The organism is Novosphingobium album (ex Liu et al. 2023) (assembly GCF_029076845.1).
Lineage (GTDB): Bacteria > Pseudomonadota > Alphaproteobacteria > Sphingomonadales > Sphingomonadaceae > Novosphingobium.
Genome location: NZ_JARESE010000015.1, coordinates 30,345 through 45,281, shown reverse-complemented (window position 1 = coordinate 45,281; position 14,937 = coordinate 30,345). Strand labels below are relative to the sequence as shown.

The 14,937-nt window shown below is 69.3% G+C and carries 15 protein-coding genes; 14 read left to right on the top strand and 1 reads right to left on the bottom strand.

Annotated features, from left to right (window positions below):
• The 6 genes from flgK (at position 1) to PYV00_RS05335 (ending at position 5,398) form a co-directional block, all read left to right on the top strand.
• Positions 1-1,338 (top strand): flagellar hook-associated protein FlgK, encoded by a 1,338-nt coding sequence (gene flgK / locus PYV00_RS05360; protein ID WP_275227243.1) that lies wholly within the window; start codon positions 1-3, stop codon positions 1,336-1,338.
• A gap of 8 nt (positions 1,339-1,346) precedes the next feature.
• Positions 1,347-2,267, top strand: coding sequence for a flagellar biosynthesis protein FlgL (locus tag PYV00_RS05355; protein ID WP_275227242.1), 921 nt, complete (start codon positions 1,347-1,349; stop codon positions 2,265-2,267).
• 37 nt (positions 2,268-2,304) lie between these two features.
• Complete coding sequence (motA, locus tag PYV00_RS05350; RefSeq protein ID WP_275227241.1) at positions 2,305-3,168, top strand: flagellar motor stator protein MotA; 864 nt, start codon at positions 2,305-2,307, stop codon at positions 3,166-3,168.
• Position 3,169: 1 nt separating this feature from the next.
• The gene (locus PYV00_RS05345; protein ID WP_275227240.1) at positions 3,170-4,012 is read left to right on the top strand and encodes a flagellar motor protein MotB; all 843 of its coding nucleotides are present in this window, start codon (positions 3,170-3,172) and stop codon (positions 4,010-4,012) included.
• Positions 4,013-4,166: 154 nt separating this feature from the next.
• On the top strand, positions 4,167-4,577 hold the full coding sequence (locus PYV00_RS05340) for a nuclear transport factor 2 family protein (RefSeq protein ID WP_275227239.1): 411 nt from the start codon (positions 4,167-4,169) through the stop codon (positions 4,575-4,577).
• Between the two features lie 8 nt (positions 4,578-4,585).
• The gene (locus tag PYV00_RS05335; protein ID WP_275227238.1) at positions 4,586-5,398 is read left to right on the top strand and encodes a nuclear transport factor 2 family protein; all 813 of its coding nucleotides are present in this window, start codon (positions 4,586-4,588) and stop codon (positions 5,396-5,398) included.
• 143 nt (positions 5,399-5,541) lie between these two features.
• Here the strand turns inward: PYV00_RS05335 and PYV00_RS05330 are convergent, their stop codons facing one another.
• Positions 5,542-6,366 carry a flagellin gene (locus PYV00_RS05330; RefSeq protein ID WP_275227237.1) on the bottom strand — a complete coding sequence of 275 codons (825 nt, stop codon included), beginning with the start codon at positions 6,364-6,366 and terminating at the stop codon, positions 5,542-5,544.
• Between the two features lie 247 nt (positions 6,367-6,613).
• On the opposite strand from PYV00_RS05330, the gene PYV00_RS05325 reads away from it, so the two are divergent.
• The 8 genes from PYV00_RS05325 to PYV00_RS05290 are packed head-to-tail and all read left to right on the top strand — an operon-like array spanning position 6,614 to position 14,916.
• The gene (locus PYV00_RS05325) at positions 6,614-7,885 is read left to right on the top strand and encodes a sigma-54 interaction domain-containing protein (RefSeq protein WP_275227236.1); all 1,272 of its coding nucleotides are present in this window, start codon (positions 6,614-6,616) and stop codon (positions 7,883-7,885) included.
• Positions 7,882-8,268 (top strand): flagellar hook-basal body complex protein FliE, encoded by a 387-nt coding sequence (fliE, locus tag PYV00_RS05320; protein WP_275227235.1) that lies wholly within the window; start codon positions 7,882-7,884, stop codon positions 8,266-8,268. The genes PYV00_RS05325 and fliE overlap by 4 nt, the downstream gene beginning before the upstream one ends.
• A gap of 3 nt (positions 8,269-8,271) precedes the next feature.
• The gene (fliF, locus tag PYV00_RS05315) at positions 8,272-9,999 is read left to right on the top strand and encodes a flagellar basal-body MS-ring/collar protein FliF (RefSeq protein ID WP_275227234.1); all 1,728 of its coding nucleotides are present in this window, start codon (positions 8,272-8,274) and stop codon (positions 9,997-9,999) included.
• Complete coding sequence (gene fliG, locus PYV00_RS05310) at positions 9,996-11,003, top strand: flagellar motor switch protein FliG (protein WP_275227233.1); 1,008 nt, start codon at positions 9,996-9,998, stop codon at positions 11,001-11,003. The genes fliF and fliG overlap by 4 nt, the downstream gene beginning before the upstream one ends.
• 7 nt (positions 11,004-11,010) lie before the next feature.
• Complete coding sequence (locus PYV00_RS05305) at positions 11,011-11,607, top strand: FliH/SctL family protein (protein ID WP_275227232.1); 597 nt, start codon at positions 11,011-11,013, stop codon at positions 11,605-11,607.
• Complete coding sequence (locus PYV00_RS05300) at positions 11,601-12,923, top strand: FliI/YscN family ATPase (RefSeq protein WP_275227231.1); 1,323 nt, start codon at positions 11,601-11,603, stop codon at positions 12,921-12,923. The genes PYV00_RS05305 and PYV00_RS05300 overlap by 7 nt, the downstream gene beginning before the upstream one ends.
• Entirely contained in the window at positions 12,920-13,345 is a 426-nt protein-coding gene (locus PYV00_RS05295; protein WP_275227230.1) for a hypothetical protein, read from the top strand. The genes PYV00_RS05300 and PYV00_RS05295 overlap by 4 nt, the downstream gene beginning before the upstream one ends.
• Before the next feature lie 8 nt (positions 13,346-13,353).
• Positions 13,354-14,916: a hypothetical protein gene (locus PYV00_RS05290; protein ID WP_275227229.1), complete on the top strand. Its 1,563-nt coding sequence runs from the start codon at positions 13,354-13,356 to the stop codon at positions 14,914-14,916.
• Positions 14,917-14,937: the final 21 nt, after the last annotated feature.

Here is a 14,937-nt window from a genome sequence, read left to right as displayed (position 1 = left end):
ATGGCCTCCGATCTCCTCTCGATCGCGCGCAGCGGCACGCGGGCGGCGCGCGCCGCGCTTGACGTTACCGCGCAGAACATCTCGAACGCCTCGTCCGAAGGCTATGTCCGGCGCAGCGTGCGGCTGGAGGAAGTCTCGGCCTCGGGCGGCGTAGGCCGCGTCGGGGATATCTCGCTTTCGGGCGTGCGCGTGGCGGGCATCGTGCGCAACGCCGATCTGTTCCGCCAGTCCGAAGTGCGCCGCACCGGCGCCGATTTCGCGCGCGCGGATGCCGAGGTCAACGGGCTGGACAACATCCAGTCCGCGCTCGAACAGACCCGCGTCTACGAATCGGTGGTCCAGTTCGAAAGCTCGCTCCAGCAGCTCTTGTCCGACCCGACCGACGGCTCGCTGCGCGCCTCGGTGGTCGAAGGCGCGCGCACCATGGCGAACACGTTCAACGTCGCATCCTCCAGCCTCGACGCGGTGGGCCAGGGCCTGCGCTTCGAAGCGGGCGACGGGGTCGACCAGGTCAACCTGCTGGCTGGCGAACTGGCGCGCGTGAACTTGCGCCTCGCCCGCGCGGCCGATGCGTCGAGCGACCAGTCCACCCTGCTCGACCAGCGCGATTCGCTGCTGCGCCAGCTTAGCGACCATGTCGATATCGCCGCCGCCATCAGCCCGGACAACACGGTGGAAGTGCGCATCGGCGGCACCGCCGGCCCGCAGCTGGTCGCGGGCGGCACCGCCGGCACCATGGCCATGGCGACCGCCGCCGACGGCACGATCTCCTTCACCCTCGATGGCAATGCCGTCACCCCGGCCTCGGGCGCGCTCGCCGGCCAGGGCCAGGCGCTGACCAAGCTGGCGCAAGTGCGCACCAGCCTCGATACCATCGCCAGCGACGTGATCGACGCGGTCAACACCGCGCAGGCCGCCGGCGTCGATCTGGACGGCACGGCCGGGCAGCCGCTGTTTTCCGGCACCGGCGCCAGCGATATCGCCGTGGTCCAGAGCGATGGCCGCAAGCTGGCCACCGCGCCTGCCGGGGCCGGCGCCAACAGCCGCGATCCGACCAACCTGGTCGGCCTGCGCCAGGCGCTCGCCGGCACCGATCCGGCCGGCCAGATGGACGCGCTGCTGTTCGACGTGTCGAGCGAGGTCGCCGGCCGCACCGTCACGCGCGATGCGCTCGATTCGATCGCCAGCACCGCCAAGGTCGCGCTGCAGGCGCAAGCCGGCGTCGATCTGGACCAGGAAGCGGTGAACCTGATCCGCTTCCAGCAGGCCTTCCAGGCCTCGGGCCGGGTCATGCAGGTCGCCAGCGACATCTTCGACACCCTGCTCGGAATCAGGTGAGGTAAGCCATGCCGATCGTCTCCACCAGCACCAGCGCTTTCTTCGAACGCTCCCGCCGCGACATCAAGGCGCTGCGTTCCGAAGCGGAATCGATCCAGGCGCAGCTTGGCCGGGGCGAACGGCTGTCCAAGTCGTCGGACGATCCGGTGGCGGCATCGCGGCTGCGCACGCTGATGCGCACCGACAAGCTTTCCGCGATCGACGTGGCCAATGCCAACCGCGCCAACGCCGATCTCACGCTGGCGGATTCGACGCTGTCGGACTTTTCCGACTACATCACCCACGCCACCGAGCTGGCGACGCAGGCGGCCAGCGACACCCTGACCACCGATCAGCGCGCCAGCATCGGCCAGGAACTCCAGGCGATCCACGACAACCTGTTCGCGCTGGCCAACGCGCGCGATTCGAGCGGGCACGCGCTGTTCGGCGGCGAAAGCACGGCCGATGCCTATCAGCTCGATGCCGCGGGCAACGCGGTCTATGTCGGCACCCCCGGCGCGGGCAGCCTGCCGCTGGGCGAAGGCCAGAGCGTGACGCGCAGTATCACCGGGCCGGAATTCCTGAACTTCACGGTCAACGGCACGCCCACCAACCTGATGGCGGTGGTCAAGAACCTGGCCGACGCGCTGCAGAGCACCGCCACCGATCCGGCCGGCGCCGCGCGCACCGCACTCGATTCGCTGTCGGCCGGGCTGGATTCGGTCACGACCGGGCAGACGGTGGTGGGCACGCGCCTGGCCTGGATCGAAATGACCGGCGATCGCCGCGTGGACATGGGCGAGACGCGTTCGGCCGAGGAAGCCGACATCGGCGGCACCGATGTCGCCTCGGCCGTGGCCAAGCTGCAGGAAACGATGACGGTGCTGGAAGTCAGCCAGGCGAGCTTCGGCAAGCTCGCCAGCCTGACCCTGTTCGACCAGCTGCGCTGACCGCGCGGCCCGGTTCCATTCTGGGGGTAGTTTAGAAATGTACGCTGCGATCGGTGTCGTCATCCTGCTGGTGATGGTCTTCGGAGGCTTCGCCATCACTGGCGGCGCGCTGGGGCCCGTCTTCGAAGCGATCCCGCACGAGATGCTGATCATCGGCGGCGCCGCCGTGGGCGCGATCATCACCGGCAATTCGCTGCACGAGCTCAAGTCGCTGGGCGGCTCGTTCAAGAAGATCTTCAAGGGTCCGCAGCACAACAAGCAGGATCATATCGACGCGATCATCCTGACGACGCGGCTGATGAAGCTGCTGCGCTCCGAAGGCCCGGTCGCGCTCGAGGCGCATGTGCAGGACCCCAAGACCTCGTCGCTCTTCGCCGAATTCCCCCGGCTGCTGACCAACAAGCCGCTGGTGGACCTGATCTGCGACACGCTGACGCTGATCGTCGTCTCCTCGGGCACGCTGGAAGTCCACGCGGTCGAGGAGGTGATGGACAATGCGATGAAGACGCATTTCCAGGAAATGCACGAGCCGCAGCATACGCTGCAAAGCCTGGCCGACGCGCTGCCCGCGCTCGGCATCGTCGCGGCCGTGCTCGGCGTGGTCAAGACCATGGGCTCGATCGACAAGCCCCCGGCGATCCTGGGCGCGATGATCGGCTCGGCGCTGGTCGGCACGTTCATGGGTGTGCTGCTGGCCTATGGCATCGTCGGGCCGATGGCCGGTCGGCTGAAGCAGGTGATCGAGCAGGACGAGATGATCTTTCACGCGGTCAAGCAAGTGGTGATCGCCTCGCTCCACGGCTGGCCGCAGCCGCTGGTGGTCGAAAGCGCGCGCTCGGGCCTTGGCCATTCGTTCCGCCCCGGCCTTTCGGAACTGCTCGACGCGATGCGGGGACGCTGACATGGCGACCCCCAAGCGCGGCAAGAACGAGCCGCCGCCGCCGATCATCGTCAAGAAGATCACCGTCGTTGCCGGCGGCCACCACGGCGGCGCGTGGAAAGTCGCCTATGCCGATTTCGTCACCGCGATGATGGCGTTCTTCCTCCTGCTGTGGATCCTGGGCGCGACCACCGAAAAGCAGCGCAAGGGCATTGCCGACTATTTCACCCCCACCCTGGTCAAGACCCGGGAAGCCAGCGCCGGTTCGGCCGCGGGCGTGCTGGGCGGCTCGTCGCTGGTCGATGCCGACAACTATCCACATCAGGCCGGGCAGACCGGCACCCGCGCCATGACCATCCCGCGCGACGCGACCGGCGGGCCCAAGGAAGGCGGCACCAAGATCAAGCGCACCGCGCGCGCCAAGCAGGCGATCCAGCAGAAGCTGGCGTCAAGCGAAGCGCTGCGCCGGCTGGCCAAGCAAGTGCGGCTGGTCGATACCACCGAAGGCGTGCGCATCGACATGGTGGACGATGCCAACTTCTCGATGTTCCGCCTGGGCACCACCATCCTGACGCCCGACGCCAGCGAACTCTTGCGCGCGATCGCCGACGCGGTGGGGCAGGATGCCGGCTCGCTCACCATTCGCGGGCATACCGATGCCTTGCCCTGGCGCGCCGGGATGAGCGGCAACAACTGGTCGCTTTCGGCCGGCCGCGCCGAAGCCACGCGTCAGGCGCTGATGAGCGACGGCATCGCCGAAAGCCGGTTCAGGCGGATCGAAGGCGTCGCCGATCGCGAGCTGCTGATCCCGAACGATCCGGCCGATCCGCGCAACCGGCGCATCTCGATCACGCTGCTGGATTGAACCCGTCGGCGGGGCGGAGGGCTCGGTCCCCCCGCACGAACCGGCCTGCCCCTCCCCGCGCGAGCGGAACCGCCCCGGCGGCGCATTCCGGGCTTGCGCGGCCCGATCGGCTCGCGCACCATCGCTCCCGAAAACGAAATCGGGAGAGAGCCGCATGTCCTTCACCGGGCCTATCGAAGACCGCCTGGCGATCCGCGAGCTTTACGGCACATACGGCGATGCCAGCTGGCGGGGCGACCGCGAGGCGTGGATCGCCTGCTTCACCAGCGACGGCAAGTGGACCAGCCACTTGTTCGACTGCACCGGCCATGACGAGCTGCGCGCCACCTGGAACGATCTGTGGAAGGACTGGGAAGCGGTCGCCTTCCTGGGCGAGATCGGCGCGATCGAGATCGACGGCGATACGGCCACTTGCCGGTCCTATGCCCGCGAGGTCGTCCAGCTCAAGGCCGGCGGCGTGTTCAAGCTCTGCGGCCGCTATGACGATCGCGTGGTGCGGCAGGACGGGCAATGGCGCTTCGCCCGGCGCGACTATACCCTGACCATTCCCGAGCTTCCCGGCTGAGCGGGCCAATGCCCTTTACCGGCCCGCGCGAGGACCACCTTGCCATCCGCGAACTCTACGAGACCAATGCCGATGGCGGCAGCCGGCGCGACCGCGCGGCCTGGCTGGCCTGCTATGCCCCGGACGCGCGATGGAAGAGCCCCTATTTCGACCTGACCGGCCACGCCGCGATCGGCGCCATGTTCGACGAGATCATGGCCGGCGTCGTCGATACGACCTTCTTCGTCCAGATCGGGGCGATCGAGGTGACGCACGATCGCGCGCGCTGCCGGCTGCAACAGGCCGAAAGCCTGCTCTATGCCGATGGCTCGACTTATGAACTGGTTGGCCAGTACCAGGACGAGCTGGTCCGCCGCGATGGCCGCTGGCTGTTCCTCGATCGCGACTATGCACTCAAGCGCGAGCAGCGCCCCCTGCCCGCCGCCCGCTTTTCCGGGCCGCCGGCCGACCGCGCCGCGATCCGCGAGCTGCACGCCACTTATGCCGACGCCGCCTCGCGCCGGGACAAGCAGCAATGGCTCGATTGCTGGACCGACGATGCCGTCTGGGTCACGTCGATGGGCGAGGTCCGCGGCAAGGCGGCGCTGGCCGAACGCTGGGACCAGCTTTTCACGACGATGGACGCGCTGGCCTTCCTCTCGATGACCGGCGCCGTGGCGGTGCGGGGCGACCGGGCCACGGCCTGCGATCACGTGCGCGAGATCGCGCGCATCGATGGCCAGGTGCTGAAATTCGCCGCGCGCTATGACGACGAACTGGTCCGCACCGCGAACGGCTGGCGCTTCGCCCGGCGCGGCTATGCGATGAACATCGCCGAATAGGCGCATCACGCGCGCCATGTTCGCGCCCCACGCGCGAAAGCCCGCCGGTGGCGGGCTGGCGAGAACATGAAAAGGGCCCGGCGGTCTGGGGATCACCGCCGGGCCCATGCCTGCAGGGACAGGCTATTTCATGGCCGCAAGGCTTAACGCAGCAGCGACAGCACGTTCTGCTGGCTCTGGTTGGCCTGCGCGATCATCGCGGTCGAGGCCTGGGTGAGGATCTGGGCCTTGGCCATGTTCGTGGTTTCGACCGAGTAGTCCGTGTCTTCGATCCGCGAACGCGCGTCCGACAGGTTGGTGACGTTGCTGGTCAGGTTGTTGACCGCCGATTCCAGGCGGTTCTGGCCGGCACCGAGCGAAGCGCGGGTGGCGTTCACATCGGCAAGCGCCAGGTCGACGTTGTCGATCGTGGTCGAAGCGGCCGAGGCGCTGGTCACGTCGAGCGCGGTGGCGTCGATGTTGGTGCCGTCGATCGCGGTCGAGGTCAGCGTGATCGTCTCGCCCGAGTTCGCGCCGGTCTGGATGTCGAAAGTGACGTCCGTGCCCGAGGTGGTCGAGAAGAGCGAGTTGCCGTTGAACTCGGTGGACGAGAGAACGTCGTCGATCTGCTCGGTCAGCGCGGTGACTTCCGACTGCATGTAGGTGCGGTCCGAGCTCTGGTACGTGCCCGACGAGGACTGCACGGCCAGTTCACGAACGCGCTGCAGCATGTTGGTGACTTCCGACAGCGCGCCTTCGGCGGTCTGCGCCAGCGAGATGCCGTCGTTGGCGTTGCGGATGCCCTGGCTCATGCCCTTGACCTGCGCGGTCATGGTGGTGGAGATGGCGAGGCCGGCGGCGTCGTCCTTCGCGCTGTTGATGCGCTTGCCGGTCGAAAGGCGTTCCATCGCCGTGCCGAGCATCTTGTTGGCCGAGATCGAGGCGTTCGAAGCCTTCATCGCCGAGATATTGGTGTTGATAACAGACATTGTGCAAACTCCCGTGTGGTGTCCCGATGATCCGGGCTGCCGTGCCGGACCGTCCGACGTGGCTGCCAAGGCCAAGAGCGGTTGCCGGCCGGCAAATTTAAGGCGGGGTGCGGAAAGAGGCTGCCGGGTGCCCCCTGCGAAACCTGCGAAACTAAGGGTTAATACGGGGCCTTAAATTACCAAAGTTTATGACGTTTACGCGCAGAAGAGCCTTCGGAATGTGGTTAATTCTCGGGGGTCAGAAAAAATGAGCGCATTGGCAATCGGCGATACGATTTCACGACGGCACGGTCCGCTGATCCAGCGTGTGGCCGCGATCGCCGGGTCGCTGTTCGACTGCGATGCGATCGATCTGCGCGACGCGAGCGACGAACATCCGGCCCGCCCGCGCACCCGCACGGTCAGCCTGTGCCGCGGCAATGCCCCGGCGATCGCCCGCGACGGGCAATCGCGCATCGCGCTCGCCTATGCCGATCCGGTGAGCGAAAGCGCGCTGGCCATGACGCTGGCCGCCATGGCCGGCCCCGACGAGCCGATCGCCGCCGACCCCGAGAGCCTTTCCGTCTTCGCCCTGGCCGATCGCCTTGCCACCAGCGACATCCCCGTGCTGATCAACGGCCCCACCGGCACCGGCAAGGAAGTGCTCAGCCGCTTCATTCATGCGCGCAGCACGCGCCGCAACGGCCCGTTCATCGCGGTCAATTGCGCCGCCATGCCCGAAACCATGCTCGAAGCGATGCTGTTCGGCCACCAGAAGGGCGCTTTCACCGGCGCCACCCAGGCCAGCGAAGGCTTCATGCGCGCGGCCGACGGCGGCACGCTGCTGCTCGACGAAATCGCCGAGATGCCGCTGGCGCTCCAGGTCAAGCTGCTGCGCGCGCTGCAGGAACGCGAAGTGGTGCCGATCGGCTCGACCCGCCCGATCAAGGTCGACGTGCGGATCATCGCCTGCGCCAACCGCGACTTGCCGCTGGAAGTCGCCGAGGGCCGCTTCCGCGCGGACCTGTTCTATCGCCTCAACGTCTTCCCGCTCTCGCTGCGCCCGCTGCGCGAGCGGCCCGACGATATCGCCCCGCTGGCCTATGCCATGGCGCTGCGCCACGCGCCCGATCCGACGCTGGTGCCCTGCTTCAGCGAGGCGGCGCTGGCCATGCTCAAGCTGCATAGCTGGCCGGGCAACGTGCGCGAGCTGGAAAACGTCGTGCGCCGCGCGCTGCTGCTCGCCTTCGGCCGTTCCACCATCACGCCCGAGCACATCGCCTTCGACAGCCCGGCCCGCCTGGTGCCGGTGGAAGCCGAAGTGGTCGAGCTGGAAGGTCCGGGCGGGCGCCGCCTGTCCAGCATCGTCCAGCTTTCCGAAGCGCGCGCGATCATGGAAACGCTCGAAGCCTGCGGCGGCAGCCGGGTGCGCGCCGCGCGCGAGCTGGGCATTTCCGAACGCACGCTGCGCTATCGCCTCGCCTCGTTCCGTGAGGCCGGCATCGAGATCGGCCGCAAGGCCGCCGGAGGCGGTCGATGAGCGGCATCGGCGGCATTGGCGGCGGCGCGGGCGGCATCCAGCAGATCATGGCCTTGCGCCAGCAGATCATGGACCGTTCGCAGCTTCTGCAGCAGCTCCACGGCCCGCAGGGCGCGGGCCAGGCCGGCGCCGCGCAAGGCACGGCCGCGCCGCAGGGCCCGGCCCAGGGCTTCGCCGATACCCTCAAGTCCGCGCTCGACGGCGTCAACGCCGTGCAGGCCAAGGCCGAAGGGCTGGGCGAGGCCTACCAGCGTGGCGAAGTGACCGATGTCGCCAAGGTCATGCTCGCCCGGCAGGAAGCCGGCGTCGCCTTCGAAGCGACGCTGCAAGTGCGCAACAAGCTGCTGTCCGCCTATCAGGACATCATGCGGTTGGGGGTCTGATAAATGGCCGATCTCGTTCCCGCCGGCGAAGGCATGGCGCTTGCGCCCGCGCCTTCGACCTCGCTCATCGCCCCGTTCACCGATCCGCGCGGTGGCAGCGTGCTCACCCGCCTGGGCAGCTTCGCCGCGCAGCCGGCGATCAAGCGCATGGTGCCCTGGTTCCTGGGCGTATCGGCGATCGGCGCCGCCGCGCTGGCCTTCACCACGATTTCGCCCTCGCCCCAGCGCACGCTCTATTCCCAGCTTGACGACAACGAGCGGGCCAATGTCGTGGGCGCGCTGGATCAGGCCGCGATCCCCTACACGATCGACAACGACACGGGCGCGCTCACCGTCGATGAAGGCGATTTCTACCGCGCGCGGATGCTGGTGGCGCAGGACGGCGCGCTGGCGACGCCCGAAAGCGGCGACAAGATGCTCGATTCGCTGCCGATGGGCGCCAGCCGCACGCTGGAAGGCGAACGGCTGCGCTCCGCGCGCGAGCACGACATGGAGCAGACGATCCAGGAGATCGACGGCGTCGAATCCGTTCGCGTCCATATCGCCGAGGGCGAAAAGTCCGTCTTCGTGCGCGACAATGCCCCGCCGACCGCCTCGGTCATGGTCCGCCTCGCGCGCGGGCGCTCGCTCAGCGACAGCCAGGTCCAGGCGATCACCAATCTCGTCGCCGGCTCGGTGCCCGGCCTTTCGCTCGATGCGGTGCGGGTGATCGACCAGCACGGCCGCCTGCTGTCCGAAAAGGCCAGCCCCGAGGACGACCGGCTCGACATGCAGGCGCGCATGGAGGAAAAGCTGCGCGCGCAAGTCTCGCAACTGCTCACGCCGATGCTGGGCGACGGCAATTTCACCACCGAGATCCAGGTCGAGCTCGACATGGACGAAGTGACTTCGGCCCGCGAAAGCTACGACAAGGACGGCGTCGTCCGCAGCGAAACGCAGCAGCAGTCGCAATCGACCGCCGCCGCGCCCGCCGCCGGCGTTCCTGGCGTGCTGGCGAACACGCCCCCGCCCGCGACGCAGGCCACCGCCGCGCCGCCGCAAGGCACGCAGCCGCCCACGGGCCAGCAGGCGCCCTCGAACGGCGAATCCAGTTCCACCCGCACGTATGAGCTGGGCCGCGAAGTCTCGGTGGCCAACCAGCGACCCGGCGGGATCAAGCGCGTGACCGTCGCGGTCGCGCTGTCGCAGAACGCGATGAAGGGCGCCAAGCCGCAGGACATCCGCGATATCGAGGCGCTGGTCGGCGCCGCCGTGGGCGCCAATCCGCAGCGCGGCGATCAGGTCAAGGTCGTGATGCGCAGCTTCGAGCCAATCGTCGACGTGCCGACGCCGTTCTACGAGACCGCCTGGTTCGCGATGGTGGTGCGCTATGGCGCGGCGGTGCTCGCGGTGCTGCTGGTCCTGCTGCTCGGCGTGCGGCCGCTGGTCAAGGCGGTGCGCGGCGACAAGCCCAAGCGCCTCAAGCGCGCGAAAGGCGATGGCGAGGACGTGGCCGAAGTGGCGGAAACGGCCAGCGAAGGCACGCCCGCCATCGCGGGAAGCCCCGGCCCGCGCGCGGTCAGCCTTGAAGGCGGCGTCGATGTCGAGATCTCGCGCTCCGATCTGCTGTCGCGGCAAGTGGGCCTGGCCCAGCAGCTCGTCTCGCAGCGGCCCGACAGCGCGCTGCAGGCGCTGCGCCAGATGCTCAACCAGCCCGAAGGCGAAGCCGCCAAGCCGGAGAAAGCCGCATGAGCCAGGTTCCATCCCTCGATCCGGCGGGCAACGCGGCCGTGATGGTCATGCTGCTGGAAGAGGATCAGGCCGCACAGATCCTGTCCGAGCTGGAGCCCGACGAACTGCGCCTGCTGGGCGAGAAGATGTGCGCGCTGGGCGAGATCAGCCCCGAAGTCATCGCCGGGGCCATCACCGGCTTCGTCGAGAAGACCGAGAAGCTGGGGCTCGTCGCGCATGACCGGATCGGCCAGGTGCACACGATGATGACGCGCGCGGTTGGCGAAGTGAAGGCGGAAAACCTGATGCGCCGCATCGTGCCCGAGCCGCCCAAGGCATCGCCGCTCGAACTGGCGCGCTGGCTCACGCCGCAAGCGCTGACGCCGCTGGTCAAGGGCGAGCATCCGCAGGCCGTCGCGGTGCTGCTGGTCCAGCTCGATCCCGAAGTCGCGGCCGAAGTGCTGCATTCGCTGCCGCCGCACGCGCAGTCGGAGATCGTCCACCGCATCGCCACGCTTGGCCCGGTCTCGGCCGAGGCGATCGCCATGCTGGAAGAACTGCTGACGCGCCGCATCGGCGAACGCCACGGCCAGGCCGCGCTGTCGATCGGCGGCCCGCGCGAGGCGGCCGACATCATCAACGGCGCCGGCAAGGTCGTGGAAAAGCGCGTCATTTCCGAAATCACCAAGATCGACAAGGCGCTGGCCAAGGAGATCGAGAACGAGATGTTCAAGTTCGAGCATCTGTTCGGCCTCGATCCGCAATCGATGGGCGCGCTGCTGCGCGAGGTGGACAACGATACGCTGATCGATTCGCTCAAGGGCATTGCCGAGGAAGAACGCGAAACCTTCTTCCGCGCGATGTCGAGCCGCGCCGCCGACGGCGTGCGCGACGAGATCGCGGCGCGCGGCCGGGTCAAGCTCGCCGATGTCGTCGCCGCGCAGAAGCAGGTCGTCGCGGCCGCGCGCCGGCTGTCGGCCGAAGGCGTGATCGTGTTCGGATCGGGCGACGACGAATATGTCTGAAATGCCCATGCGCCTGCCCTTCGCGGCGCTTTCGGAACCGGGCGGCTTTCGCGCCGACGCGCGCTTCGGGCTGTCGCTGCCGGCCAGGCGCGAGCCCGAGCCCACCCCGATCCCGAACTTCGAGACGGCGGAGCCCGATCTCGTGTCGGAAGCCTTCGCGCAAGGCTATGCCGCCGGGGCCGAACAGGCGCGCGCCGAAGCCGAGGCGGTGGCCGCGGCCGACGCGGCGGCGGCGGGCAAGCTGGCGCTGTCGTTCTCCCGGCTCGACAAGGCGATGGAGGACGAATTGCGCCTGCGCCTGCGCGATACGGTCGCGGCGCTGTGCGAATCGGCGATCATGCCCCTGGCGCTGGACGAGGACATGCTGGTGCGCCGGATCGAAACCGCCGTCTCCATGCTCTCGCGCGCGGATGACGAACGCGTGATCCGACTGCACCCCGATGATTTCAAGCTCGTCTCGCCACGCCTGTGCGCCGAATGGGACGTTCAGGCCGATGCCACGATGCCGCGCGGCGAACTGCGCGTCGATTGCACCAACGGCGGCGTCGAGGATGGCCCCGCCACCTGGCGCCGCGCCATTGCCGAGGCGCTGCACCAGTGCTGAAGATCTTCGAACCGATCCTGACCGATCTCACCGCCGAGCCGATCAGCCTGACGCCGCGCCGCTTCGGCCTGGTCGCGGCCTGCGATGGCGGCCTGCTGGAAGTGAGCGGGCTGTCAGTGCCGGTGGGCGCGATGTGCCGCGTCGCGCATGGACGCGGCATGGGGCTGGCCGCCGAAGTGATCGGCTTTCGCAATGGCCGCACGATGATGATGCTTCTGGGCGATTCGGTGATGCTGCGCCCCGGCGCGCGCGTCTGGCCCGAAGGACGGCCTGGCCTGCTGCCGGTGGGCGAGCCGTTCCTGGGCCGCTCGGTCGATGGCGAGGGGCTGCCGATCGACGGCGGCCCGCCGATCCACCCGCATTGCGAATGGCCTTCGGGCGGCATCCGCAGCTCCGCGCTCGATCGCAGCCCGGTGCGCGCCTGCTTCGATACCGGCGTGCGCTCGCTCAACGCGCTGACCACGTTCGGCGTCGGCCAGCGCATCGGCGTGATGGCCGGATCGGGCGTGGGCAAATCGGTGCTGATCGACATGATCGCGCGTGGGGCCTCGGCCGACATCATCGTCGTCGGCCTGATCGGCGAACGCGCGCGCGAGGTCTCCGACTTCGTCGAGCGGCACATGAACGCCGAAAAGCGCGAGAAGACGATCGTCGTCGCGGTGCCGGCCGACCATGCGCCCAACTTGCGCCTGCGCGGCGCGATGCTGGCGACATCCATGGCCGAGCATTTCCGCAGCGCCGGCAAGCGCGTGCTGCTGATCCTCGACAGCCTGACCCGCGTGGCCCACGCCGCGCGCGAGATCGGCCTGCTGCTGGGCGAACCCGGCGCGGCGCGCGGCTATCCGCCTTCCGCGCTGGCGACGATCACCAAGCTGGTGGAACGCGCGGGCAATTCGGCGGCCAGCGGCGGCTCAATCACCGGGCTCTACACGGTGCTGGCTGATGGCGACAACCAGGACGATCCCGTGGTCGATACCGCGCGCTCGATCCTCGATGGCCACATCGTGCTCTCGCGCGAGCTGGCGCAGCGCGGGCAATATCCGGCAGTCGACATCGCCGCCTCGCTCAGCCGCGTGATGAACGATATCGTCAGCCCCGAGCACAAGCAGCTTGCGCGCGAGTTCCGCGCGCTTTCAGCCAGTTACGAGGCAAACCGCGACCTGGTCCTGATGGGGGCCTATCGCGCCGGGGCCGATCCCCAGCTTGATCGCGCCATCGCCATGCACCAGTTGCTCAATGCCTTCCTGTGCCAGTCGGCCGACGAGACGATCGACCTCGCCGATAGCGCCGCGCAGCTTTCGGCGCTGCTGGGATGAACGCGGATCGCGCCCGGCTCGCGCGGCTGCGCCGGCTCGAACGGATCCGCGACGTCGCCAAGCAGGCCGCCGCCGCCGAAGCCGCCGAGGCCGAAAGCACGCTGACGCAATTGCGCGCACTGACCGAGCGCACGCGCCGGCTTGCCGCCGACTATGCTACGCGGCGCGAAGTGATGGACGGCGCCGGGCTGCGCCAGCTTGGCCGCTTCGTCGGCGGGCTGAACGCCTTGAGCCGCACCACCGAAGGCGATGCGACGCGCGCCCAGTCGATCGCCGATGCCAAGATGCAGCAACTCGCCGAGGCCGAACGGCGCCGCGCCGCGATTGGCGAACGGGCCGACCTGCAAGCCCGGATGATCGCCAAAGGCGCCGAAAATCCGGCGCTGGGCAGCCGAAAGGCAATTGGCACGGGTCTTGAATAACCTTCTGCATGGTTAATGCGAAGGACGTCACCCCCATGCACCAGCTTTCCGCCGCTTCGGGCCAGCCGGCACTGCCCGGCAAGACCGCCGCGCCCGCTGGGCATGGCGCCGGAGCCACGGATTTCCTGGCCATCCTGGGCAATGCGACGGCCATCCCGGCCGAAGGCGAAGCCGCGCCGGCCGATCCGGCACAGGCGCAGCTCGCCGCGCTGACCGCGCCGCAAGCCGGCACGGGCGGCATCGCCGGCAAGCCGGGCGGCAAGGCTTTGCCGGTCTCCTTGCCGGACGTCCCTGCATCGGCCGCGACATTGCCGGTCGGCAAGGCGCCGGCCACTCCCGTGCCGACCTCGCTCCTGCCGACCACTTCATCCAGGGCGGTTGCCGGCCTGTCCCGGCACGCCGCCCGGCCGCAAGCCGATGCCGCCGGGACCGCGACGCCGGGCGAGGCGCCAGACGCGCCCCACGCCGCCGAGGCGGAACCGACCATCGCCCTGCTGCTCGGCCTGGCGCCGCAGATCACCCCGGCGGCCCCGAACACGCCCGATACCGGCGCTTCCTCGATCGCGCCGCGCGCGATGGCGGCCACTCTGCTTGCCGCCACCGCCGCGCGGGCCCCGATCGCCGCGAAGCAGCCGGCTGCGGGCCAGGAGGCGCCATCCGCGTCCGCCCTGCCCGCCCCACAAGTGGACGAAGCCGAAGCCACCGGCGCGAAGCCCGCCGCCGCCACGATCAGCGCCGAAGTCTCGCGCCTGCGCCTGGCCCCGATCGAAGTGATCGCCGCCAAGCCGGTCGCGACCGAGACCGCGTTGCGCGCCATGACCGACACCAGGCCCACCGCCGGCACGCACGCCGCGCCGGCCCGCGCCTCGACGCAGCCCGAGCCGGCGCCCGCGCCCACCGGAAACGCGACGCCCACCCTCGCCACGCCGAGCGAAGCGGCAAGCCCGGCCAAGGCGGCCGAACGCACCGCCAGCGCGCCGCTCGCGCCTGCCCCGGCCCCGCTGGCGATGGCGGAAATGCCCGCGACACCGCTTGCAATCGATGCGCCCGCCACGCCGCGTGCCGAGACGGGCACGCCCTTCTCCGCGCCGGCGGCGGCCCCGGCGCAGGCCCCGCACGATTTCTCCACGCTGGTCGACCGGCTGGTCGAGGCGCGCGAGGCGGCGCAGCCCAACCTCGTGCGCACCGCGCTCACCCATGCCGAGTTCGGCACCGTTTCGCTGCAGTTCCGCCAGGACCAGACGCATATGAACGTGACGGTCGCCGGTGCCGACCCCGGCCTTGCCCCGGCGGTGCAGGCCGCTGCGGCCGCCTCGCTGGCGGCGGGCACGGGCAATGGCGATGGCGAGGCACCGCGCCAGGACGGGCAGCAGCAGCCCCAGCAAGGCCCGCAACAGCAGCAGGCCGGCACCGCCACCGGCCAGGGCCAGCAGCAATCCACCGCGCGCGGCGATGCCACGGCGCGCGAATCCCTTCGCGAGCAGGCGGCCTTCGCCCGCTCTTCCTCCGGCGAGCCACGCGGAAAAGCCGGGTCGGAAACCCCGGCCCGCCGCAGCGGCATCTACGCCTGAAGCCCTGACCTTTCCAAGGAA